Source organism: Bradyrhizobium sp. SEMIA (genome assembly GCF_014844175.1).
GTDB classification, from domain to species: Bacteria; Pseudomonadota; Alphaproteobacteria; order Rhizobiales; family Xanthobacteraceae; genus Bradyrhizobium; species Bradyrhizobium arachidis.
Window position 1 is genome coordinate 5,150,806 of record NZ_CP046601.1, and the last position, 22,851, is coordinate 5,173,656.

The window sequence follows — 22,851 nt, forward strand, 5'->3', positions numbered from 1 at the left end:
TTCTGTCGCACCCGGAGAAAATGGATTGGTCAGCTCGTTGCAATTCGGTTGCGCCCTTGCGCCTTGGCGGAATAGAGCGCGCTGTCGGCGCGCGCGAGAAATGTGTCGGCAGTATCAACGTCGCGCAGCGTCACAACGCCCGCGGAAATCGTCACCCGCAAGCCCGGCGAGAACGCGCTCCAGTCGAGATCGGCGACGATGCCGCGCAGCCGCTCCAGCATGCGCGCGGCCGCATCGGCTTCGGTGTCGGGCAGCAGCAGCAAGAATTCCTCGCCGCCGTAGCGGCCAAAACTGTCGGCCGGGCGGATGTTGGCGAAAATGGTGATGGCGAAGGTGCGCAGCACCTCGTCGCCGACGGGATGGCCGTGGGCGTCGTTGATGCGCTTGAACCAGTCGAGATCGATCAGCGCGATCGCGCAAGGCGCGGACGTCTGCCGCGACTTTTCGATCTCGGCGTCGAGCAGCCGCATGATGCAGCGGCGGTTGTAGGAGCCGGTGAGCTCGTCGAGCTCGGCGAGCTCCTCGATGCGGCGATACGCATCCTTCAGCTCGATGCTGCGCCGATACAGGATCTTGCGCAGCGTGGCGCCGAACAGGCCGAGGAAGGCGCACTGGCCGATCACCAGCACGAAGCAGAGCATCGAGGCAGTGCGCTGCAGCCGTGTCGCAACCGGCATGCCGATCGGCAGGTCGGAGGCGAGGAAAACGGCGGCAAGGCCGCTGGTCGCGATCGCCCAGGTCAGCATCGCCTGGGCCGAGGTCATGCGCAGCGTGCCGAAGGCGAAGATCAGGAACAGCACGCTGATGAAGGCGACGCCGATGGTCGGCACCGACACCAGGAACACGAATTGCAGCGCCATGTGCGCCGAGATCTGGAACACGGTGAGATAGTGGTCGGTGAACCTGTCACCGACGCCTGCCTCCGACAGCACGGCGAACGAGCCGATGATCAGGAGGCCGCCGAACCAGAACAGCGAGGCAACGTCGACCGAGGTCGCGCCGTCATAGGCGTAGAGCAGCAGAACCGAGGCGCCGAGCGAGTAGCTCACGACTTGGCCGATATACATCTGGCGTCGCTGCCGGGCCCTGCGCGCCAGCACCACGGGCGCGGCCGCCTCAGGCGCGAGGACGAGATCCGCGGCCTCAGCGGCATCCTCTCCGGAAAGGACGTCGCGGCCGTGCTCATGGTCCCGCCAGTGGTGGAGTTCAGCCCAAAAATCTACGTGGCAAGCCTTTAGGTTTGGTATCCTTTGAAACCGAATCCGAACCGTGCAGCGCAGAACAGCATGGTGTTAGCCGGCAGGAGAATTTGCCGGCGATTAGGCATCGTTTGCGATGCGGTCGAGCCAAGGCGGGGGTTCGTGAGACATACGTCGTGCAGGACTGCTATGGAACCGGAATTGGTCGGCCCGCCCGTGCCGGGCAGACACCCCGCAGGAAAGTGTTTCAGTAATATGTTACCTACATCGATCGAGACGGCCAACCGCCGCAGGTGGGACGAGAAAAATGCACGTATGTGGGGTAAATCACACAGGCCCCCGTACGACTGCGGTACGCTGAAGAATTTCGCTTCTCCCGTCGAACCGTCCGCCGTATCGACCCGACCAACTTTGCGAGACGGGCTTTGAGCGTGACACAGGCGGCTTCGGACGAGGTCCTGATCGCCAGGATCGCCCAAGGTGACCGGCTCGCCATGCAGGTGCTGTACGGGCGGCACCATGTCAGGGTCTACAGGTTCGGGCTGAGGCTCGTGCGGGACGAGCAGGCGGCAGAAGACCTCATCAGCGAGGTTTTTCTCGACGTCTGGCGTCAAGCCGGCAAGTTCGAGGGCCGATCCGCCGTTTCAACCTGGCTGCTGGCAATCACCCGATTCAAGGCCCTTTCGGCGCTCCGGCGCAGGAAGGATTTTGAGTTGGACGAAGACGCCGCGAACGCGATCGAGGATTCGTCCGATGATCCGGAAACGGTGGTGCAGAAGAAGGATACCAGTGAAGCGTTGCGGGAGTGTCTGACGGGCCTCTCGCCGGAACACCGGGAAATCGTCGATCTTGTCTACTACCACGAGAAGTCCGTGGAAGAGGTGGCCGAAATCGTCGGCATTCCGGAGAACACTGTGAAGACGCGCCTGTTCTACGCGCGCAAGAAACTGGCCGAACTGCTGAAGGCAGCCGGCGTTGAGCGAGGCTGGCCATGATGGCATTGAGCAAGAAGATGCTGGAGCAAGAGCCCAGTGAGATTGAACTGCTGCTGCCCTGGCACGCCGCCGGCACGCTGAACGCGCGCGACGCCCGCCGCGTCGAGGAAGCGCTGGCGCGCGATCCCGAACTGGCCAAGCAGTATGCCGCGATCCGCGGCGAGTATGAAGAGACCATCCATCTGAACGAGAGCCTGGGGGCTCCGTCGGCGCGCGCGATGCAGAAGCTGTTTGCCGCGATCGACGCCGAGCCGGCGCGGGCAGCCACGCCGTTGCCGCTCTCCACGCGCATCTCGACCTTCTTTGCGAGCCTGTCGCCGCGCACGCTGGCCTGGTCGGCGAGCCTCGGCGCCATCGCGCTGCTGCTGCAGGCCGGCATCATCGGTGCCGTGCTGATGAAGACCCAGACCGCGACCTACCAGACCGCGTCGCTCTCGATCGGCGCGCCGATCACGCGCGAGCTCGGAGCTGCACCGGCGCGGGCGCTGGTGCGCTTCACGCCCGAGGCGCGCGTCGCCGACATCACCGCGCTGCTCGACAGCTACCAGGCCTCGATCATCGGTGATGCCAAGGGCGGCATGTTCCGCCTCCAATTCGACAAGGCGATGAGCCAGGACGAGCTCGCCGCGCTGCTCGCCAGGATGTCGCGCGAGAAGTTCGTCAATCTCGCCGTGGCGGCGCCTTAAGCGCGCCTCTTGACCGATGACAGGCAAGTCCAAGAGTAGGATGCGCGCCGGGGCTTACGCTTCATCGGCCGGTGCCGCGCTGCTGCTCGCCGCCTGTCTCGGCGTCGAGGTCGCAGAGGCGCAGGCGATCATGCGCACGCCGACGATCAGCGTGCCCTCGCGCACGCCGACCATCTCTCCAAACGTCGCCGCACGCGTGAACCCGGGCGTCGCTGCGCGCGTGGTCGCGGTCGACCGCAGTCCGCGTGCGATTGCGACGCCGCGGCTCTCGGCGCGGATAGGGCCGACCCCGGTGATGCCCTATGCCCGCTACTCCCCGAACCTCTATCCCGCCTGCTCCGCACCCTATCGCGACGCCGACGGCGAGTGCCTGGGGCAGCCGAACGCGGGCGGCGAGGGGACTGGCAAGTCGGGCAAGAAGACCGCCGCCAAGGGGCGCGGCAACAATACGCCGGTGGCTGCGAACCTGCGCAGCTTCGCAGGCGAATTCGTCGCCGAGATCGACGGTGCGCTGACGCCGACCGAAGCCGACGAGCTGGCGCGCCGCCATGGCCTTGCGCGCGTTTCCTCCGAAAACTTCCCGCTGATCGGCGCGACGTTCGGCCTGTTCCGCATCACCGATGGCCGCCCGTTCGAGACGGTGCGGCGCGAGTTCGCCGCGGACGGCAGCGTGCGCTCGGTGCAGCCGAACTTCCGCTACGTGCTTCAGGACCAGAAGCCGGCGACGCCGACCGAAGGCGATCCTGCGCAATATGCCCTGGCAAAGCTCCGCCTGCCGCAGGCGCATACGCTGGTGCATGGCGCCAACGTGACCATTGCCGTGATCGATTCCGGCATCGACGCAAGGCATCCCGAGCTCGCCAATTCCATCGCCGACAATTTCGATGCGCTCGGCAGCGCCGAGGGCCCGCACATCCACGGCACCGGCATTGCCGGCGCCATCGTGGCGCACGCCAAGCTGATGGGCAGCGCGCCCGAGGCGCGCATCATCGCGATCCGCGCCTTCGGCGGCACCGGCGGCGGTGCGGAGAGCTCGTCCTACATCATCCTGCGCTCGCTGAACTACGCCGCCGAGCACGGCGCGCAGATCGTCAATATGAGCTTTGCCGGCCCGAAGGACGCGGTGATCGAGCGCGCCATTGCCGCGACCGCCGCGCGCGGCCTCGTAGCTGATCGCGGCCGCCGGCAATGCCGGCGCGAAATCACCGCCGCTCTATCCCGCCGCCAATCCCAACGTGATCGCGGTCAGCGCCACCGACCAGCAGGACAAGCTGTTCTCCGCGTCCAACCGCGGCAATTACATCGCGCTGGCGGCGCCCGGCGTCGACATCTTCCTGCCGGCGCCCGACGGCAAATACCAGATGACGTCGGGCACCTCGTTCTCGGCGGCCTATGTCTCCGGCGTCGCGGCGCTGCTGCTCGAACGCAACTACACGCTGAAGCCGGAAGCGCTGCGCATGACGCTTGCGAAGACCGCGCGTGACCTTGGTTCACCCGGACGTGATGATCTGTTCGGCGACGGCGAGGCCGATGCGTTTGCCGCGGTTACCGCTGTTCCCGCCGACAACGCGACGCCGGTTGCGGCGGCGTCCGGTACAACAAAACGTGAAGATGCGCAGCCACGTCGCGATGAGCCGGGCATTCGCGCGATCGAGCAGCCCTCGCTGTCGAGCGCGGCCGATAAAGCCACGGTTTCTCAGGCGGATAGGCCGGCGACGCGATAGTGGCTGCGACAACATTGCGCGCCCGCCAAAGGTTAAAAAATCGAACACCGGATTGAACGTTCAGCCAGCTGCCACGACCAAAATATGTGGGAGCGGTCATCCCTCCCCATCAGTCATATCAGGCGCGAGCGCCCATCCACCCCAAGCGCCCATATGGCTCGACCCGTCCGGTTGTCCCCCCGGACGGGTCTTTTCTTTTTGGGGGTCTGTTTCTTTGAGGCGTCGGATCCATTCAGCTTGCGGTTGAAGGACGGCGCGTGCGTTCATCTCGTCGGCCGACCGGCACGCCGCAACGCCGTCATGCTTGTGCGAAGCTTGACTCGAAATCACAGCAATTCTCCGCACGACTACGGACTTTCATGACGAACGGCGTGTCGTTGCTGGACAAGTCAAAACTTTTCCACAAAATATTCATGTCGCGTCTAAATTGATTCGTGTGCGTTGCGTCGCGTCCGTATTTTTCTCATGACGGGCTGGTTCATGACACATCGCCAAAGCGCGGCCGCCGGCCGCGAGATCGCGGCACGCTGGTGCACTCTCGCCGAGCAGCGGCTGGAGCACCTCTCCGAAATGTTCGAGACCGGACGCTGGCGTCGCTACCACTCCGAGATCGCATTCCTCGAAAACATCCAGGAAGCCAAACTCGCCGTCCAGACCTGGCGCGCGCTCGCAACCGGTGGTGACGTTGCCGCGGCGGCTGCGAGCGTCTCGCCCGCCTTCGGCTGGTCGCCGGCGACCATGCCCCGCGTGTTTCCGCGCGAGCAAGCGGCGCAGACCATGCAGCCCAAGCCTTTGCAGCCCAAGCCTTTGCAGCACAAGCCGCTGCAGCCCAAGGCCGTCCACATCGCGCCTGAGACCGCCGCGCCGGTCAGGCTCGCGCCCAAGCCGGACGTTCTCCCCGAAGTCACCGAAGCCCCGCTCGTACCGCAGGCTCCTGTCTCGCCGCGCGTGGCGGCTGCCAAGTTCGCATCATTCACCGCGCCTGCCGAGGCCGTGAAGGCGCCGCTGGCCCAGCCTGCCGCAATGGCCGCGCTCCTGCCGCAGTTCGCCCCGCCCGCCGCCGAAATCGTCGCAGCCCCCGAGCGCGTCGTCGAGTTCACCTTCAGCCTCGACGGCCTGCAAGCGAAATACCCGCTGCTGCGGAACGCGTTCTAGCGCAAAGGTTCAAGAGAACCGCCGCGTCCCCCAACTCCGTCATCCTGAGGTGCGAGACACGTGGCGCAAGGCGCCACGTGGGGAGCCTCGAAGGATGAACGGCCCGTCTGCCAACCGCGCGCCTACCGCCTCACAGCGTTCCCGCCGATCACCACCTGCGCGAACCGCTGCGCGCCGTCGGCTGACAGGTCCGACGTCACCGCGCGGGCATGGTCGAGGCCGACCACGGCGCGCGCGGGGTTTCCGAGATCATGTTGTTGTTGACGAGCGCGGTGCCGGCGCCCGGCACCACGGAGACGCCGACGCCGGCCAGCGCCCTGCGGATCACATTGCCTGATATCGCGACGTCGCGCAGATATTTGCCCCAGCCGGCGACGATGCCGTAGGACGGCGCGTTCTCGATCACGTTGCCGGTCACCGATGAATCCGCCTCGATGTAGATGCCGACGCCGGCGTCGTCATCCGGCGCGGTGCCGATCGGCCGCTTCGGGATCAGGTTGCGAATGATGTTGCCCTGGACCACCGCGATGCGGCCGCCCTCGTTGAAATTGCAGACAGAGACGCCGACGGCCGCGCCATCCACGGTATTGTTGGCGATCACGGCCGCCTCGAACGCGAACTCGGAATAGAGCGCGACCTCGCGCACGTCGCTGACGCTGTTGCCGGTTATGTGGATGTTGGAAGCCGAATTGCCGCGCACCGCCGAGTAGTCGCAGTTCTTGATGCGGTTGCCGCGCACGATCACATTGCCGGCGCGGAAGGCGTTGATGGCGTTGCCGTACTGGCCGGAGCCGCCGGGCCCGGCCTTGATGTCTTCGATGCGGTTATCAGCGACCAGCGTGCCGTCATCGCCGATCGCGGTGCGCAGGATCTCGATGCCGTTGTCATTGGTGCCGAGGATCGTGTTGCGGGAGACGCTGAGGCCCCGCGCGTCGAACGAGACCACCGCGGTCACGGCGATGCTGGTGAAGATGTTGCCGGAGATGTCGCCGGAGACCTGCTCGAGCCAGATGCCGCTGCCTCCTGAGGCGGTGATCTCGCAATCGGTGATACGGACGTCGCGCGCGCCAAGGACGTGGATCAGCCCGCGTCGCGTCGGCAGCGGAATGCTGCCGCCGTCGAAGGTGATGCCGGTGAGCCCGATGGAATCGGAGCCGCCGCTCTGGATCGCCGATGCGCCGCCGGTGAAGACGAGCTTGGTCGCGCCGCGCACTCCGATCAGTTGCGCGCCGTTCGGCAAGCGCAGCAGCCCGGTGCGATAGACGCCCGGCGGCAGCGCCAGCGGCATCTGCGCCCGCGCGGCCTCATCGATGGCGCGCTGGAGCGCGCGCGTCTGATCCTCGCTGCTGCCAGGCCCGCACCGGCGATGCCGGCGGTGGAAGCTCCGATGAGATGGCGGCGATTGAGGTCCATGACGCGTCCTCCGGCGGACGCGGGGGTCCGCAGCGGTTAGGTAGCGCAGGGCGGCGCGAACCGTGGGGATTGTTCGCGGTAGGGTTAAATGTTTACGCAAGATGAGGTGCCGTAGGGTGGGCAAAGCGCAGCGTGCCCACGACTTGATGGCAGACGGAACGAGATGGTGGGCACGGCGCTTCGCGCCTTTGCCCACCCTACGAAGCCGGTGTGTTCCGCTGCTTCCGGGCCAATCCCACCAATTCCATCAACATCGCTTCCCCCGCATCCACCAGCTCCTCCAGCGTGATCCTCGGCGCGCCCTTGCGGCGTACGGCGCCACTGCGCGCCAGCAGCGGGATATGGATGAACGCCGCAAGCCCGGGCCCACCGGCCTTCACGTTCTCAATCGCGCGCCAGCTCAGGTAATTGCAGAGATAGGCGCCGGCATCGCGTGACGCACGGGCGTCGATGCCGGTGAGGCGCGCGGCGCGCAGCAGCCTTGCAGTGTGCGGGCCGAACATCATCGCGTCGGCATGGCCGGCGATGCCACGCTTGCTGGAGCGGGTGTTGGCGGCATCGGGCCAGAGCATGGTGACGGCGTTGCGCGCGCGGGTCTCGATGCGCAAATAGGGCGTGCGCGCGGCGAGGCCGAACATCAGCAGCGCGTCCGGCTTTTCCCTTGCGAGCACCTCCGGCAATTGCCGGTCGACCGCGACGTAGGTGACCGGGAAGATGTGGCTCGCGATCGCGACATCGTCGAGCGCCGGCCGGCGCAGCTGCGTCAGTCGTGCCACCAGCGGCTGGGTCGGGTTATAGGGCGCGCCGGGAAACGATCCGAAGCCGGTCAGGAGAATGCGCAGCTTCTCGCTCATTGCAGCAACTCCAAGATCTGCTCGGCGGCGAGCGCCGGCGTGAGATGGCCATCGGCGACTTCAGCCTCGATTTTCCGGACCTTCGTGCGCACGGACGCCTCGCTGCGCAGCCGTGCCAGCATGCGCTGCTCCAGCATCGACCACATCCACTTCACCTGCTGGTCGCGCCGCCGCGCCGCGAAATCGCCGGACGCATTCATCGCCTTGCGGTGATCCAGGACCTTCTGCCAGAGCTCGGCGATGCCGGTACCGGCCAGCGCCGAATAGGTGACGACGGGCGGATGCCAATGCTCGGACCGGGGGCTTAGAATATGCAGCGCGCCGCGATAGTCGGCGGCGGTGATGTTGGCGCGCTTGAGGTTGTCGCCGTCGGCCTTGTTGATGGCGATCATGTCGGCGAGCTCGACCAGGCCCTTCTTGATGCCCTGCAACTCGTCGCCGCCGCCGGGCAGCATCAGGGCCAGGAAGAAATCGGTCATGTCGCAGACCGCGGTCTCGGACTGGCCGATGCCGACCGTTTCGACCAGCACGACACCGAAGCCGGCCGCCTCGCACAGCAGCATCGCCTCGCGCGTCTTGGCCGCGACGCCGCCGAGCGTGCCCGAGGATGGCGAGGGACGGATGAAGGCATTGTCTGACGCCGACAGCCGCGCCATCCGCGTCTTGTCGCCGAGGATCGAGCCGCCGCTGCGCGCCGAGGACGGGTCGACCGCGAGCACTGCGACCTTGTGGCCCTGCTCGATGAGATAGGTCCCCAGCGCATCGATGGTAGTGGACTTGCCGACGCCCGGCGATCCCGTAATGCCGACGCGGAACGCCTTGCCGGTGTCGGGCAGCAGCATCTGCACCAGCTCGCGCGCCAGCGCTGATGATCGCCGCGCCGGCTTTCCACCAGTGTGATCGCCCGCGCCAGCGCCGCGCGGCTGCCGGCGCGCAGGTCGCGGGCGAGGGATTTGATGTCGAGCGAGGCCTTCTTCTCAGTCATGCCCTGCTTTACAACGCCCCGCCGGGGCAGGCGAGGGCCGCCCGCCCGATATCACCGGGTCGTTGCCGCCGCCGTCTGCATCGGTTTCACCTTGCGCCACACCCACACCATCACCGGCCACAGCAGCGCGCCGATCGCCATGGCGGCGAGGATGGCGGCGACCGGCCGTTCGAAGAACGGCAGGATGCTGCCGTCGGACTTGATCAGCGAGGTCACGAAGGCCTGCTCGACCATGGTGCCCATGACGATGCCGAGCACCATGGCGGCGACGGGATAGCCGTTAGCCTCCATGACATAGCCGATCACGCCGAAGGCGGCGACGGTGACGACGCCGAACATGTTGTTGCCGATCGCGAACGAGCCGACTGCGCAGCACAGCATGATGATCGGCATCACGGTCGAGCGCGGCGCCAGCAGGATGTAGGCAGCGACACGGATCATCGCGATGCCGAGCGGGATCATCAGGATGTTCGCGATGATGAACATGAGGTAGATCGCGTACATGCTCGACGCCTTCTCGGTGAACAGCGTCGGACCCGGATTGAGGCCCTTCATGTAGAGCACGCCGATCGCGATCGCGGCGATGGTGTCGCCGGGGATGCCGAACAGCAGCGAGGGCACCCAGCCCGACGCGATGCTGGCATTGTTGCTGGCGCCGGCCTCGACCAGGCCCTCGACATGGCCGGTGCCGAATTTCTCCTTCTCCTTGGAGAAGCGCTTCGACATCGCGTAGGAGACCCACGCCGCCATGTCGGCGCCGGCGCCGGGCAGCACGCCGATGATGATGCCGACGATGTTCCCGCGCGTCATCTGCCAATGGTACTTCTTGGTCAGCTTCCACTGCCCGGCCATGATGCTTCCGAATTTGCGCCGCGGCAGCGGCGGCGGCTCGGGCGTCAGCATCGCGCGCATCACCTGCGCCACCGCGAACACGCCGACCAGCGCCGGGATCGGCTCGATGCCGCCGAACAGGTCGGTGATGCCGAAGGTGAAGCGCGGGACGCCGCCGGGATTCTCGATGCCGATGCAGGAGACGAGCAGGCCGAGGAACATGCCGGCGATCGCCTTCACCGGTGAGGAGCGCGCGACCAGCGTGGCGCACATCAGGCCGAGCAGCGCCAGCCAGAAATATTCGAAGGTCGAAAACGACAGCGCGATCTCGGCGAGCGGCGGCGCCAGGATCATCAGCGACAGCACGCCGGCGATGCCGCCGACGGCGGAGAACCAGACGCCGGCCCCGAGCGCGAGCTCGGCTTGGCCCTTGCGCGTCATGGCATAGGCCTCGTCGGCATAGGCGGCGGACGCCGGCGTGCCGGGAATGCGCAAGAGCGCGCCGGGGATGTCGCCGGAGAAGATCGCCATCGAGGAGGCCGCGACGATGGTCGCGATCGCCGCGATCGGCGACAGATAGAAGGTGACGGGCACGAGCAGGGCGGTCGCCATCGTCGCCGACAGGCCGGGCAGCGAGCCGATCACCAGCCCGTACACGGAGGCGGCGAACATCGCGATGATGACCTCCCAGGTGGAGATCAGCGCGAGAGCATCAATCAGGGTCTTGAGCATGGGATCACCAGGGCGTCGGCAACAGGCCGGCGGGAAGCGGCACGCGCAGCAGCTTGCCGAAGATGAGGTGGATGGCGAAGGGCGACAGTGCTGCGAGCGGCAACGCCAGCTTCCACTTCGCGCCGAGCGCGGTGGAGGTGACGTAGACCATGATCGCCGCGGTGATGATGAAGCCGAGCCGGTCGGCGGCGAAGACGTAGAACAGCAGCAGCGCCGGCGGCAGCAGGGCGCGCAGGCCATAGAGCTTGCTCTGGGGCGGCGGCGCGGCCGCCTGTCCGTCCTCGAGCGGGACAAGCTCTTCCTCCTCCTCGAAGGAATGGCCGATGCCGAACACGATCGCGAGCCCGCACAGTGCGAGGCCGGTGCCGATCACGAGCGGAAACACGTTGGGGCCGACCGGCTGCCCCGGCACCGGTGGCAGGATGTAGCCGCCATAGGCTGCAGCCGCGCCGAGCACGACGAGAAACGATCCCGTGACGGAGTCGGGAAGACGCATGAGAGGAGTCCTATGAGGTTTCTTCTCCCTCTCCCCGTTCTTACGGGGAGAGGGTCGGGGTGAGGGGACTTTCCGCGCGGACGGTGAGAGTTGGATTCGCGGAGACTCCCCCTCACCCGAATTCGAGCAAAGCTCGAATTCGACCTCTCCCCGCAAGCGGGGAGAGGTGAGCAATCACGCCTTGCTCAGGCCGGCCGCCTTCATGGCTTCGCCCATCTGGGCATCGCCCTTGTCCATGAAGCCAGCGAACTGGCCGGCATCGCCCCACACCGTGCCGAAGCCGCGATTGCTCATGAAGTCCTTGAACTCGGCGGACTCGTAGACCTTCTTCAGGGCTGCGGTCAGCTTGGTTGCGATCTCCGGCGGCAGGTTCTTCGGCGCGCCGATGCCGCGCCAGGCGCCGGTCGCGTAGTCGATGCCCATCGCCTCCTTCAGCGTCGGCACGTCCTTGAAGATCGGGTTGCGCGCCGGCGCCATGATGGCGAGGCTCCTGGCCTTGCCAGCCTCGATGATGGCGCGCGCCTCCGGCACCGAGCAGGTGGTGAGGTCGAGGCCGCCGGCGGCAAGGTCCTGCATCGCGGGAGCTGCGCCGTTCGACGGCACCCAGGCGACCTGGTTGGCGGGCAGGCCCATCGCCTGCATCCAGCCGACCAGCGCCAGGTGCCAGATGCCGCCCTGGCCGGTGCCCGACGCCTTGAACTTGCCGGGAGGCGCCGCCTTGATCGCCTCGGCGAGCTCTTTCACCGTCTTGTAGGGCGAGGAGGACGATACCTGGATGCCCGGCGGGTCCTCGTTCATCAGCGCCAGCGGGGTGTAGCTCCGGGGCGTCAGATCGGTAAGGCCCTGCCAGTGCATCATCGAGATTTCGACCGTGAGCATGCCGATGGTGTAGCCGTCGGGCTGCGCAGTCGCGATCGCGCTATGGCCAACCACGCCGGAGCCGCCGGTGCGGTTGACCACGTTGAAGGGCTGGCCGAGGTCCTTTTCCAGCAGCGCTGCGACGATGCGCGCGGTTGCGTCCGTGCCGCCGCCCGCGCCCCAGGGCACGATGACGGTGACCGGCCGTGCCGGATAGGCTTGCGCCAGTGCGGGCTTGAAGCCGAAAGCGGCGGATGCCGCGACTGCGGCGCTTGAAGCCGCAAAGGTGCGGCGCGTTATCTTGGACATGAATGCCTCCCAGCGGCGCCCGTAAACTCGGGCGCTCTTGTCAATGACGGCATTCTAGTCGGCTTTGCGGCGCCGCCGCAAGGTAGCGCTACCAGCGCGTTGTGAGCAACGTGGCGCTGCTCAAAACATGCTCACTGCGGCTCCTCCGCGTCGCCCTTCGGCCGCTCGCCGCCGAAAATACGGGTGCCCTCCGTGGTGAGATACGGCTTCAGGGTCTCCCACGGCACGAATGCGACATATTCGCCTTCGGCGTAGGGGCCGACCGCATAGGGCGGATAATGGAAGGTGAGCCCGGAGCTCATGCCCGCCTCGGTTGAAGGGGCGAGCGTCACCGCGCCGATCTTGAGCAGGCTCGGCTCCACGCTCTTGAACCATTCGTCGGTCGCGGTCTCGCTGGTGTCGCGCTTCTTCTTCTCGACTTTGAGCGAGGCGATGATGGCCTTCACCATCGCCTTCATGGTCGGTCCCTTGTCGGCGGTCTCGGTGAAGAAGGGACGGATCGAGATGCGCTTGCCCTCGGCCTTGTCCCACAGGATCGTGTTCACGTCCGAGTTGGGATGGGCGCCGTGAGTGTCCATGTAGTCGTTGCGCAGCAGGCTGACATAACGATCGGCAACGATCGAGCGGATCGCATATTTGCGCTCGAAATCCCAGCCGCCATTCCTGAAGAATTGCGGATCCTCCTTGCGCGACGCGGCAGCTTCCGCTGCGCTCTTGTCGAGCCACTTCCTACCTTCGGCGAGGCAATCCGCCGCCAGCGCAGCATCGGTCTTGATCTTGTCGTCGAGGAAAACGCGGGCGTCGATGCTCTTGTTCTTGACGACAGCGTCGGGCTTTGGGTCGGCGGCGAGGGCGGATATCACGCACGTTGCGCTAAGCGCCACGGCGACGCTCAAACGGATCATGAAGTTCAAGGATTGTGCTCCCTAACTGAGCGTCAAAATACTTCGAGGAAGTCGTCGGCTATCTGGCGCGCAAAGTGGGGAGAGATGGAGCGCCGGACGGTTGCCTGCGCCTGCAAGCCGGTCGCCTCCTCGATGATCTGCTCGACATCGATCAGGTTGAGTAGCGAGAAAGCGACCGCCGGTTCAATCTCGACCAGGACGTCGATGTCGCTGTCCGGCAAATACTCATCGCGAGCCCGCGAGCCGAAGATGCCAAGCTTCGACACGCCCTTGCCTTTGATGGCATCAGCGTTCCTGCGTATCGCGGCGACGATTTCGTCTCGTGTCATGGACACAACCTGGCCGGTTACCCGGCCAGTCTATCATCTACGCCGCCGCCTCGCTATGCCCGAGCCGGGCATTCAGCTTGCGGATCAGCTCCTCGGCCGCATCCGCGATGACGGTGCCGGGCGGGAAGATCGCTTCCGCGCCGGCGGCATAGAGCGCATCGTAATCCTGCGGCGGCACCACGCCGCCGACGATGATCATGATGTCGTCGCGGCCCTGCTTCTTCAGCGCGGCCTTGAGCTCCGGCACGGCGGTGAGGTGTGCTGCGGCGAGCGAGGAGACGCCGAGGATGTGGACGTCGTTCTCGACCGCTTGCCGCGCGGCCTCGTCGGCGGTGGCAAACAGCGGCCCGATGTCGACGTCGAAGCCGATGTCGGCGAAGGCCGACGCGATCACCTTCTGGCCGCGGTCATGGCCGTCCTGGCCGATCTTGGCGACCAGGATGCGCGGGCGGCGGCCTTCGGCCTCCTCGAACGCATCGATCAGCGCCTGAACCTTCTCGACCTGGTTGCCCATGCTGGACGCCTCCCGCTTGTAGACGCCAGTGATGGATTTGATCTCGGCGCGGTGGCGGCCGAACACCTTTTCCATCGCGTCCGAAATTTCGCCGACGGTTGCCTTGGCGCGCGCGGCGTCGATCGCGAGCGCGAGCAGATTGCCGTTGCCTTCGCCGGCCGAACGCGTCAGCGCCGCGAGCGCGGCATCGACGTCCTTCTGGTTGCGCTCGGATTTCAGCCGCGTCAGCTTGTCGATCTGCAAGCGCCGGACATTGGTGTTGTCGACCTTGAGGATCTCGATGCTGTCCTCGTCGGTCGGCTTGTACTTGTTGACGCCGATCACGGCCTGCTTGCCGGCGTCGATCCGGGCCTGCGTCTTGGCCGAGGCCTCCTCGATGCGCAGTTTTGGTACGCCGGCTTCGATAGCTTTCGCCATGCCGCCGAGTTCCTCGACCTCCTGGATGTGGCTCCAGGCTTTCGCGGCGAGATCGCGCGTGAGCCGCTCGACATAATAAGAGCCGCCCCAGGGATCGATGATGCGGGTGGTGCCGCTCTCCTGCTGCAAAAACAGCTGGGTGTTGCGGGCGATGCGTGCCGAGAAATCGGTCGGCAGCGCCAGCGCTTCGTCGAGCGCGTTGGTGTGCAGCGATTGGGTGTGGCCTTGGGTCGCCGCCATCGCCTCCACCGTCGTGCGCATCACGTTGTTGAAGACGTCCTGCGCGGTCAGCGACCAGCCCGAGGTCTGGCTGTGCGTGCGCAGCGACAGCGAGCGCGGGTCCTTCGGATTGAACGGTTTCAGCAGCTTCGCCCAGAGCAGGCGTGCGGCGCGCAGCTTGGCGACTTCCATGAAGAAGTTCATGCCGATCGCCCAGAAGAACGACAGTCGCGGCGCGAAACGGTCGACGTCGAGACCCGCGGCAAGGCCGGCGCGTAGATATTCGACGCCGTCGGCGAGCGTATAGGCGAGCTCGAGGTCCTGCGTCGCGCCAGCCTCCTGCATGTGATAGCCGGAGATCGAGATCGAGTTGTACTTCGGCATCCTCGTCGAGGTGTAGGCGAAGATGTCCGAGATGATCCGCATCGAGGGCGCGGGCGGATAGATATAGGTGTTGCGCACCATGAACTCTTTCAGAATGTCATTCTGAATCGTCCCTGAGAGCTTCTCCGGCGGCACGCCCTGTTCCGCGGCGGCCGCAACATAGAGCGCGAGGATCGGCAGCACCGCGCCGTTCATGGTCATGGACACGCTCATCTGGTCGAGCGGAATCCCTGCAAACAGCGTGCGCATGTCGTAGATGGAATCGATGGCCACACCGGCCATGCCGACGTCGCCGCCAACGCGCGGATGATCAGAGTCATAGCCGCGATGGGTGGCAAGATCGAAGGCGACCGAAAGGCCCTTTTGGCCTGCCGCGAGATTGCGGCGGTAGAACGCGTTGGAATCCTCCGCCGTGGAGAACCCGGCATATTGCCTGACGGTCCAGGGCTGGTTGACATACATGGTCGGGTAGGGCCCGCGCAGATAGGGCGCGATACCGGGATAGGTCTCGAGGAAATCGAGCCCGGCGAGATCCGCCTCGCCATAAGCGGGCTTCACCAGAATGCCCTCGGGCGTCAGCCACGGCTCGGCAGTGCCTGACGGCGCCGCGGTGGCGGCGCGCTCGAAGGCAACATCAGCGAAATTGGGAATGCGGCTCATGGTTCAACCATATCCTCAATCATGATCCGGATGCTGATGGCTGACGATGGTCGCCATCTTCTCCGGTCCGTAGTTCTGCTGCGTGGTCTGGCTCGGCAGGTTGGCGATGCCCACCACCCAGCCGAGCCGGGATTCGGTGCCATATTGCCGTGTCGGCACCACGTGGTCCGGCCGGTCGAAGGCGCCAGTCATGATCTCGATGCGCGGGCCATCGACGCGGCGGAAGCTCAGGGGCGTGCCGCAGGCGGCACAAAAGTCGCGCATCGCGATCGACGAGGATTGGAAAGCCGATGGCGTGCCCTTGGTCCAGGCAAAGTCCGTCTTCTCGATGTCGGCGAAGGAGGCAAACGGCGCGCCGCTGGCCTTCTGGCACATCCGGCAGTGGCAGATCGAAATCTTGTTTGGCGTCGCTGTCAGCGCAAAGCGCACGGCGCCGCACTGGCAGCCGCCGGTGAGAACTGGTTTGCCTGCTTCGGTCATGCCTGCTCCATCCGTCGATAGGCGTCCTGCAGCGTGGCAAGCGCGTCGGCCCCGGCAAAGATGAAGCCGGTGACGCCGGCAGCCCGCAGCGCCCCCTCGGTATCAGTCGGGCGGCCTGCGAGATACATATGTCTGCTGCCAGACGTTTGCAGGGCCTTCGCGACGGCTTCGGCGTGTTCCGCATAGACCTTGTCGCTGGAACAAAGGCAGGCGAGCTCGGCGCCGGAAGCCTTGAAGGCGGCGGCCAGCCTGGCTGGATCGGCAAAACCCTCGCTGTCGAGGGCCTCGATGCCGCCGGCTTCGAAGAAGCTCTTGGCGAAGGTCGCACGCGCCGTGAAATCGGCGGGCGTGCCGAGATTGGCCAGAAACACCTTTGGCCGCGCGCCGCGCGCCTTCAGCGCCGCATCGGATTTGTCGCGCAGCGCCTCGAACGGCTCCGCCAGCCGGATCGGCGGCAGAGGATCGAACTTGTGTTTCTGCTCGCCGTAGGGCGCGAGCGCAACCGGCGTTGCCTTCAGCACCGCGGTCTCGCTCTCATGCAGGTTCGGAAACTCGCTGGCGCCGGTCAGCACGTCGCGGCGCTTTGCGATGTTGGCATCGCGCGCCTTTCGCGCGGCCGCCACCTTGCTCTGGAACAGGCCCTGCTGAAGCGCGGCGAAGGCGCCGCCGGCTTTCTCGCTCTCTTGGAACAGCGCCCAGGCTGCGTCGCAGAGCTGCGCGGTCAGCGTCTCGATGCCGCCGGCGCCCGCGGCGGGATCGCTGACCTTGGCGAGATTGCTTTCCTCCAGCAGCAGGAGCTGCGTATTGCGCGCCACCCGCCGCGCGAACGGATCGGGCAGGCCGAGCGCCAGCGTGTGCGGCAGCACCGTGATCGCATTGGCGCCGGCGAGGCCAGCCGCGAATGTCGCGATGGTCGCGCGCAGCATGTTCACATAGGGGTCGCGCTGCGTCAGCATGCGCCAGGCCGTATCGGCGGCGATGAACAGCGGCTTTGGCGTCAATCCGCACGCCGTCTCGATGCGCGCCCACAACAGCCGCAGCGCGCGGAATTTGGCCATGGTCAGGAACTGGTCGGCATCCGCGGCAAGCCGCGCATAGACCATGCCTTGCGCCTGCTCGAGCGGAATGCCGGCGCCTTCGATCGCGCGTAAGTAAGCGATACCGCAGGCGAGCACGAAGGCGAGCTCCTGCACCTCGGAGCCGCCGGCATCGTGGATCACGCGTCCGTCGGCGGATGCGAACGGCCCCTTGAAGCCGAGCGCGGCGAGGCCCTTGATCGCGCCGGTGACGGCGGGAACGATCTCGTCCCAGGTATAAGGACTATGGCCCCAGACCGCGCCGGCCGCGAGCGGATCGAGTCCGAAGCGGATGTTGCAGGCGGCGGGATCGAGGCCGTTGCTCTTGACATATTCCGCGACATGGATCGCGGCCATCCGCGATTGCGGTCCGATCTCGAGCTCGATGCCGATGTCGGCATCGAGATGAATGTCCTTCAATATTTTTGCGATCGCTCGGCCGAAGGTTCCAGGCCGAAACCGTGAGCGCCATTGGCGCCGGCGAACACCAGTGCGAGCCCCGTCGCGCCATTCTCCAGATCGGTCAGTGCTTGCGCATTCGCGAGCGCCGCATCGGGATGGTCGATCCGCTGCACGATCTGCCACGGTGCCGCCGCAGGCCGCCCCACCACCGGTGCGACGCCTTTGGCACGCGGATAGAGCGGGTCGATCTTGAGGCCGTCATAGGTCTTGCCGACCAGCTTCTCGAACGGCGCGCCCTTCAGCACGCCATCGACCAGCTTGCGCCAGTCTTCGACGGTCGCCTTGGGAAAATCGGCCGCCAGCGGCAGGTCGTCGGTCACGGAGGTCATACGGCCAAGGGCTCCCAAACGGCTTGTTATTCGCAGGCGAAATTGCCACGCCGAACCGTCCCTGCAAACGGTTGTTTTTGGTTAACCGGTATCCGGAAGCCGCTCAATGCCTTGCGTCGAGACGCTGGCAAGCCCGTCACGCACACGAATGCCTGCGATGACGCGATCGGGTGCGATTTCGGCCAGCGGCACCAGCACGAAAGCGCGCTCGAACAGGCGCGGATGCGGCAAGGTCAGATCGGGCTTCTGCAGGGAAACATCGTCATAGGCGATCATGTCGAGATCGAGCGTACGCGGGCCCCAGCGCCGGTCTTTCTCCCGCGTGCGGCCGAACTTCTGCTCGACCTTCTGCATCACGAACAGCAGCGCGTGCGGATCGAGATCGGTCTCGATCTCGACACAGGCATTGATGAAGGGATCCTGGTCCTCATCGCCCCAGGGCGGCGTCGCGTAGTCCGCGGAGCGCGCGATCATTGCGGCCTGTGCCATGCCGCAGATGTGCGAGATCGCCTTTTTGAATGTCGCGCGGACATCGCCGACATTGCCGCCGAGTGCGATCAGCACGCTCGCCATGTCAGGGGTGCCGCGAGCGCGTCAGCATGATGCCGACGTCGTCGAAGATCGCGGCGATCGGCGCATGCGGCTTGTGCACGGTGATCTTGACCGCACGGATGCGCGGGAAGTGCGACAGGATGGCATCGGCGACCGCGCCGGCGGCCCCTTCCAGCAGCTTGTAATTGGTGTTCTTGAACGCCGCCGTCGTGGTCGCCACGATTTCGGCGTAGGAGACCGTATCGGCGAGCCGGTCGGTGCGCGCAGGCTCCGACAGGTCGGTATAGAGCTCGAGGTCGATGACGAAACGCTGGCCGACCTCGGTCTCGTGATCCATCACGCCGTGGCGGGCATGGATCGACAGGCCGGTGACGAAGATCGTGTCGGTCATTGCTTGCTCTCGATTGCGTTGGCGACGCGCAGGGCCTGCAGGGTCTCGGCGACGTCATGGGTCCGGATGATCTTCGCGCCCTTTTGCGCGGCGATGAGATGCGCGGCGATCGAGCCGGCGAGCCGTTCTTTCGGCTCCGACGGCGACACCGAGGCGATGAAGCGTTTGCGCGAGGCGCCGACCAGAATTGGCAGGCCGAACATGTCGAGCTCGCGTAAGCGCGCCAGCGCCGTCATGCTCTGCTCGGCGGTCTTGCCAAAGCCGATGCCGGGATCGAGCACGATTTTTTCGCGCGCGATGCCGGCCTTTGCGGCGATGTCGAGCGAGCGCAGGAAGAACGCCTTCATGTCCGTGACGATGTCGATGGCGGGATCGACGCTGTCGCGGTTGTGCATGACGATGACGGGGACGCCTCTTGCGGCGATCAGCGGCGCCATGCCGGCATCGCGTTGCAGGCCCCAGACGTCGTTGGCGATCGCTGCGCCCTTATCGAGCGCGAAGGCGACGACCTCGGCCTTCATGCTGTCGATCGACACCGGCACGCCGAGCGCGACGACGCCCGCCAGCACCGGCTTCAGCCGGGCCAGCTCGTCCTCGGCCGTGACGGCCTTCGCGCCCTTGTAGGGCCGGGTGGATTCGGCACCGATATCGATGATGTCGACGCCATCGGCGATCATCGCCCGTGCCCGCTCCAGCGCCTGCTCGGGCGCGATGAACTCGCCGCCGTCGGAGAAGGAATCCGGGGTGACGTTGAGCACGCCCATCACCGCCGGAATGGGCCGGCCCACGAGCGTCCGCAGCGCATCAAGCCCGGCCGAGCCGGCCGGCGGGACGGATGGGGAGGGCGAGGCATTCATGCCGGTGGCTTTAGCGGCCGGGGAGGGGGAGTCAAGAGCGGGATTGGCGCCAGCGCGCCCTCTGTGACCGTCACACTGAGGCGCTCGCCTCTTCGGCCAGCCTCGAAGGGCGACGGCCCGGCTCTCTCCATGTGGCAGCCAGCGTGGCCGCTCATCTTCGAGGCTCCCGGCGCGATGCTTTGCATCGCGCCACTCGCACCTCAGGATGACGGAGAGAGTAAGCAGGCTAGTACGTGATCTTCGGCGGCAGCTTCTTGGCCTTGGCGATGATGTCGCGACCGATTTCTCGGAAGGAAGGATGCGGACGAGCTTCTTCCTCTCGTTCGCCTCGCGCATGCTCTGCGCAAGCCTTGCCGGATTGCGATAGGCGAGCTCGCGCACCGTGGTGACGCCGGCGGCACGGACGAGGCCCACCTTGGCACGCCCCATGCCGGGGATGCGCATGTAATCGGAGACGTTGGCCCATTCCAGCAGCAGCTGCTCGCTGATGCCGGTCTTGGCGGAGAGCGCCTTGCGGCCCTTCACAGTCGAGGCCGCCTCGAGTAGCGCGTCGGTCGTGCGGATGCCCTGCGCCTTCAGCTTGGTGGCGGCAAAAGCAGGCAGGCCCTCAATCTCGGAAATCGGATATGTCATGATATTCGATATGAAAAAAGCGTCGCTCAGGCGAACTGGCTGAGGCCTGGCGTCCCCGCAATGATCTTGCCCATCTGATCCGCTCCGATTTTGTCTCGGCCGTAGCGGAAAAGTTCACGGGCGACATTTTGAATCTCGGACATGCCAAGTCCGAGGCTCATCAGGCGCGTGCCGACCGCCATCAGGCCACCGCCCATCAGCCGCGACAGTCCGCCGCTGCTCCTGGATGCCTCGATCGCGGCTTCCGCGCCGGGAATCTGATCGATCAGGGCTTGCACACTGTCGGAAGGACCCTCGTTACGGAGGAAGCCCAGGATAATGCCCACGGTCTTTTCAGCCATAGCACTATCTATGCTGGCGTTTGTCGCCAGCCGCCCGATCAGCTCGTCCATTAGACCCGCCCCTCAACCGGTTGCACGCCGGAGTATTACTTTCGAAAATGATCTTGAGCCGGTGTGGTGTGAATTACAAGCGATGAACGCATGAGACGTTCCGATTCACTCTCGAAGGCGCGAAAAGTGTTGCAACGGTGCAAGAGCGAAGACGGAAACAGCGAAAAAATGCCGCGGTGCGAACGCACCGTTCCTACTTTTGGCTGATGCCGCCGGTATGTTTCCGGCTATGTCGCATGCGCGGGGCCCGTTGAACGGTTTCAATCGGCGCGCGACATGCGTTAAACTACGGAACAGGTTCGCTCAGTTTCAATACGCGAAACTCGGCAGAGAGATCAGAGAGAATAATGACGGCACAGGACAGCAAGCTCGGCGACACCGACGACAAGATCTTCGTCGGCAAGGGAGACGAGCAGGCATGGCTGACGCTGGCGCTCGCCAATCGCCACGGCCTCGTCACCGGCGCGACCGGAACCGGAAAGACGGTGACGCTGCAGGTCATGGCGGAAGGATTTGCGCGCGCCGGTGTTCCGGTGTTCGCGGCCGACATCAAGGGCGATCTCTCCGGCATCTCCGAGGTCGGCGAGGCCAAGGACTTCATCGTCAAGCGCGCCACCGAGATGGGGCTGACGTTCCAGCCTGACCAATTCTCGACGGTGTTCTGGGACGTGTTCGGCGAGCAGGGCCATCCGGTGCGCGCGACCGTCACGGAAATGGGGCCGCTGCTGCTGGCGCGCATGCTCGACCTGAACGACGTGCAGGAAGGCGTGCTCAACGTCGCCTTCCGCGTCGCCGACGACGCCGGCCTCACCCTCATCGACATGAAGGATCTGCGCGCGCTGCTCGACGCGATCGTGCCGGATGCCGGCAAGAAAAGCGCCGATGCCGAGGAAAGCCCGCTCGCCGACATCAAGAAGGCGGCGCAGGGTTTTGGCAACGTCACCAAGGCCACGGTCGGCACCATTCAGCGCCAGCTGCTGGTGCTGGAGAACCAGGGCGCCACCAAATTCTTCGGCGAGCCCGCGCTGACGCTGAAAGATTTCATGAAGACCGACCGCGACGGCCGCGGCATGGTCAACATCCTCGTTGCCGACAAGCTGCTCCAGTCTCCACGGCTTTACGCGACATTCCTGCTGTGGATGCTGTCGGAGCTGTTCGAGGAGCTGCCTGAAGCGGGCGACCTTCCGAAGCCGAAACTGGTGTTCTTCTTTGACGAGGCGCATCTGCTCTTCAACGACGCGCCGAAGGCGCTGTTGGACAAGATCGAGCAGGTGGTGCGCCTGATCCGCTCCAAGGGCGTCGGCGTCTACTTCGTGACGCAGAACCCGATCGACGTGCCCGACCGCGTGCTGGGACAGCTCGGCAACCGGGTGCAGCATGCGCTGCGCGCGTTCACCCCGCGCGACCAGAAAGCGGTCATCGCTGCGGCCCAGACCTTCCGGCCCAACCCCAAGCTCGACACCGCCAAGGTGATCATGGAGCTCGGCAAGGGCGAGGCGTTGGTGTCCTTCCTCGAAGGCAATGGCACACCGGCGATGGTCGAGCGCGTGATGATCCGGCCGCCGTCGCCCGCATCGGGCCGATCACTCCGGAAGAGCGCAAGGCGATCATGGATGCAAGTCCAGTGAAGGGCAAATACGACACCGCCGTCGATGCCGAGTCGGCGTATGAGATGATCCAGAAGCGCATCGCCGGCACTGCGGCGACCGCCGATGCCGGCGCGGCCGGCGGAGGCGGCGGTATCCTCGGCCAGATCGGCTCGATCGTCGGCACCATCTTCGGCACCAATGTCAAGCGCGGCCGCCTGTCGACGGGACAGGTCATTGCGCGCGACGTGACGCGATCGGTGACCAACCAGGTGATCGGCGGCATGGCGGCCAATATCGGCAAATCGGTCGCCGGCCAGCTTGGCGGCTCCATCGGCCGCACGCTGGTCCGCGGCGCGCTCGGCGGGCTGCTGCGCCGCTAGGCAGACAAGCTGGGTTTGAGGCGGGCTCGTCAAGCCCATCACCAC

Annotated in this window: 17 protein-coding genes and 6 pseudogenes; 6 read left to right on the plus strand and 17 right to left on the minus strand. The window is 65.7% G+C overall.

The window, feature by feature from the left end:
- Positions 1 to 29: 29 nt before the first annotated feature.
- Complete coding sequence (locus FOM02_RS25060; RefSeq protein ID WP_265440064.1) at positions 30 to 1,067, minus strand: GGDEF domain-containing protein; 1,038 nt, start codon at positions 1,065 to 1,067, stop codon at positions 30 to 32.
- On the opposite strand from FOM02_RS25060, the gene FOM02_RS47175 reads away from it, so the two are divergent.
- The 5 genes and pseudogenes from FOM02_RS47175 to FOM02_RS25085 all read left to right on the plus strand — a co-directional run bounded on the left by FOM02_RS47175 (position 1,053) and on the right by FOM02_RS25085 (position 5,759).
- Positions 1,053 to 1,238 (plus strand): hypothetical protein, encoded by a 186-nt coding sequence (locus FOM02_RS47175; protein WP_265440065.1) that lies wholly within the window; start codon positions 1,053 to 1,055, stop codon positions 1,236 to 1,238. The genes FOM02_RS25060 and FOM02_RS47175 overlap by 15 nt on opposite strands.
- Positions 1,239 to 1,624: 386 nt before the next feature.
- Entirely contained in the window at positions 1,625 to 2,194 is a 570-nt protein-coding gene (locus FOM02_RS25070; RefSeq protein ID WP_027558735.1) for a sigma-70 family RNA polymerase sigma factor, read from the plus strand.
- On the plus strand, positions 2,191 to 2,880 hold the full coding sequence (locus tag FOM02_RS25075; protein WP_027558736.1) for a hypothetical protein: 690 nt from the start codon (positions 2,191 to 2,193) through the stop codon (positions 2,878 to 2,880). Before FOM02_RS25070 ends, FOM02_RS25075 begins: the two co-directional genes overlap by 4 nt.
- Before the next feature lie 16 nt (positions 2,881 to 2,896).
- A pseudogene (locus FOM02_RS25080) lies at positions 2,897 to 4,604 on the plus strand (S8 family serine peptidase).
- Between the two features lie 480 nt (positions 4,605 to 5,084).
- Positions 5,085 to 5,759: a TIGR03809 family protein gene (locus FOM02_RS25085; protein ID WP_265440066.1), complete on the plus strand. Its 675-nt coding sequence runs from the start codon at positions 5,085 to 5,087 to the stop codon at positions 5,757 to 5,759.
- Positions 5,760 to 5,881: 122 nt separating this feature from the next.
- Here the strand turns inward: FOM02_RS25085 and FOM02_RS25090 are convergent.
- The 16 genes and pseudogenes from FOM02_RS25090 to FOM02_RS25165 all read right to left on the minus strand — a co-directional run bounded on the left by FOM02_RS25090 (position 5,882) and on the right by FOM02_RS25165 (position 20,837).
- Positions 5,882 to 7,172, minus strand: a pseudogene (locus FOM02_RS25090) (TIGR03808 family TAT-translocated repetitive protein).
- Positions 7,173 to 7,369: 197 nt separating this feature from the next.
- Positions 7,370 to 8,026, minus strand: a complete 657-nt coding sequence (locus FOM02_RS25095) for a pyroglutamyl-peptidase I (protein ID WP_027558740.1) — start codon at positions 8,024 to 8,026, stop codon at positions 7,370 to 7,372.
- Positions 8,023 to 9,011, minus strand: a pseudogene (meaB, locus tag FOM02_RS25100) (methylmalonyl Co-A mutase-associated GTPase MeaB). Before meaB ends, FOM02_RS25095 begins: the two are co-directional and overlap by 4 nt.
- Positions 9,012 to 9,062: 51 nt before the next feature.
- A complete protein-coding gene (locus FOM02_RS25105; protein WP_027558742.1) occupies positions 9,063 to 10,574 on the minus strand; it encodes a tripartite tricarboxylate transporter permease in 1,512 nt (503 codons plus the stop codon).
- 4 nt (positions 10,575 to 10,578) lie between these two features.
- Positions 10,579 to 11,070, minus strand: a complete 492-nt coding sequence (locus FOM02_RS25110) for a tripartite tricarboxylate transporter TctB family protein (RefSeq protein ID WP_027558743.1) — start codon at positions 11,068 to 11,070, stop codon at positions 10,579 to 10,581.
- 174 nt (positions 11,071 to 11,244) lie between these two features.
- Positions 11,245 to 12,237 carry a tripartite tricarboxylate transporter substrate binding protein gene (locus FOM02_RS25115; protein ID WP_027558744.1) on the minus strand — a complete coding sequence of 331 codons (993 nt, stop codon included), beginning with the start codon at positions 12,235 to 12,237 and terminating at the stop codon, positions 11,245 to 11,247.
- Positions 12,238 to 12,368: 131 nt separating this feature from the next.
- Entirely contained in the window at positions 12,369 to 13,142 is a 774-nt protein-coding gene (locus FOM02_RS25120) for an RsiV family protein (protein WP_027558745.1), read from the minus strand.
- Positions 13,143 to 13,174: 32 nt separating this feature from the next.
- Complete coding sequence (locus FOM02_RS25125; RefSeq protein WP_231164310.1) at positions 13,175 to 13,408, minus strand: nucleotidyltransferase family protein; 234 nt, start codon at positions 13,406 to 13,408, stop codon at positions 13,175 to 13,177.
- A 100-nt stretch (positions 13,409 to 13,508) separates the two neighbouring features.
- The gene (gene scpA / locus FOM02_RS25130; protein ID WP_027558747.1) at positions 13,509 to 15,665 is read right to left on the minus strand and encodes a methylmalonyl-CoA mutase; all 2,157 of its coding nucleotides are present in this window, start codon (positions 15,663 to 15,665) and stop codon (positions 13,509 to 13,511) included.
- Positions 15,666 to 15,680: 15 nt separating this feature from the next.
- On the minus strand, positions 15,681 to 16,145 hold the full coding sequence (locus tag FOM02_RS25135; RefSeq protein WP_027558748.1) for a GFA family protein: 465 nt from the start codon (positions 16,143 to 16,145) through the stop codon (positions 15,681 to 15,683).
- Positions 16,142 to 18,012: pseudogene (locus tag FOM02_RS25140) on the minus strand (methylmalonyl-CoA mutase family protein). The gene FOM02_RS25135 and the pseudogene FOM02_RS25140 overlap by 4 nt, the downstream one beginning before the upstream one ends.
- An 81-nt stretch (positions 18,013 to 18,093) precedes the next feature.
- Positions 18,094 to 18,585 carry a 2-amino-4-hydroxy-6-hydroxymethyldihydropteridine diphosphokinase gene (folK, locus tag FOM02_RS25145; RefSeq protein WP_027558750.1) on the minus strand — a complete coding sequence of 164 codons (492 nt, stop codon included), beginning with the start codon at positions 18,583 to 18,585 and terminating at the stop codon, positions 18,094 to 18,096.
- A gap of 1 nt (position 18,586) precedes the next feature.
- On the minus strand, positions 18,587 to 18,955 hold the full coding sequence (folB, locus tag FOM02_RS25150; RefSeq protein WP_027558751.1) for a dihydroneopterin aldolase: 369 nt from the start codon (positions 18,953 to 18,955) through the stop codon (positions 18,587 to 18,589).
- On the minus strand, positions 18,952 to 19,812 hold the full coding sequence (folP, locus tag FOM02_RS25155) for a dihydropteroate synthase (protein WP_027558752.1): 861 nt from the start codon (positions 19,810 to 19,812) through the stop codon (positions 18,952 to 18,954). Before folP ends, folB begins: the two co-directional genes overlap by 4 nt.
- Before the next feature lie 333 nt (positions 19,813 to 20,145).
- Positions 20,146 to 20,445 (minus strand): annotated as a pseudogene (locus tag FOM02_RS25160) (DUF4332 domain-containing protein); the annotation flags it as partial.
- A gap of 26 nt (positions 20,446 to 20,471) precedes the next feature.
- Complete coding sequence (locus tag FOM02_RS25165) at positions 20,472 to 20,837, minus strand: hypothetical protein (RefSeq protein WP_027558754.1); 366 nt, start codon at positions 20,835 to 20,837, stop codon at positions 20,472 to 20,474.
- Positions 20,838 to 21,184: 347 nt separating this feature from the next.
- Between FOM02_RS25165 and FOM02_RS25170 the strand changes: the two are divergent.
- Positions 21,185 to 22,806, plus strand: a pseudogene (locus FOM02_RS25170) (helicase HerA-like domain-containing protein).
- Positions 22,807 to 22,851: the final 45 nt, after the last annotated feature.

Coding starts and splice junctions, on each gene's coding strand:
- FOM02_RS25060 (WP_265440064.1), bottom strand. CDS start 1,067: ATGTATATCGGCCAAGTCGTGAGCTACTCGCTCGGCGCCTCGGTTCTG.
- FOM02_RS25075 (WP_027558736.1), top strand. CDS start 2,191: ATGATGGCATTGAGCAAGAAGATGCTGGAGCAAGAGCCCAGTGAGATT.
- FOM02_RS25085 (WP_265440066.1), top strand. CDS start 5,085: ATGACACATCGCCAAAGCGCGGCCGCCGGCCGCGAGATCGCGGCACGC.
- FOM02_RS25095 (WP_027558740.1), bottom strand. CDS start 8,026: ATGAGCGAGAAGCTGCGCATTCTCCTGACCGGCTTCGGATCGTTTCCC.
- FOM02_RS25105 (WP_027558742.1), bottom strand. CDS start 10,574: ATGCTCAAGACCCTGATTGATGCTCTCGCGCTGATCTCCACCTGGGAG.
- FOM02_RS25110 (WP_027558743.1), bottom strand. CDS start 11,070: ATGCGTCTTCCCGACTCCGTCACGGGATCGTTTCTCGTCGTGCTCGGC.
- FOM02_RS25115 (WP_027558744.1), bottom strand. CDS start 12,237: ATGTCCAAGATAACGCGCCGCACCTTTGCGGCTTCAAGCGCCGCAGTC.
- FOM02_RS25120 (WP_027558745.1), bottom strand. CDS start 13,142: ATGATCCGTTTGAGCGTCGCCGTGGCGCTTAGCGCAACGTGCGTGATA.
- scpA (WP_027558747.1), bottom strand. CDS start 15,665: ATGAGCCGCATTCCCAATTTCGCTGATGTTGCCTTCGAGCGCGCCGCC.
- FOM02_RS25135 (WP_027558748.1), bottom strand. CDS start 16,145: ATGACCGAAGCAGGCAAACCAGTTCTCACCGGCGGCTGCCAGTGCGGC.
- folK (WP_027558750.1), bottom strand. CDS start 18,585: ATGGCGAGCGTGCTGATCGCACTCGGCGGCAATGTCGGCGATGTCCGC.
- folB (WP_027558751.1), bottom strand. CDS start 18,955: ATGACCGACACGATCTTCGTCACCGGCCTGTCGATCCATGCCCGCCAC.
- folP (WP_027558752.1), bottom strand. CDS start 19,812: ATGAATGCCTCGCCCTCCCCATCCGTCCCGCCGGCCGGCTCGGCCGGG.
- FOM02_RS25165 (WP_027558754.1), bottom strand. CDS start 20,837: ATGGACGAGCTGATCGGGCGGCTGGCGACAAACGCCAGCATAGATAGT.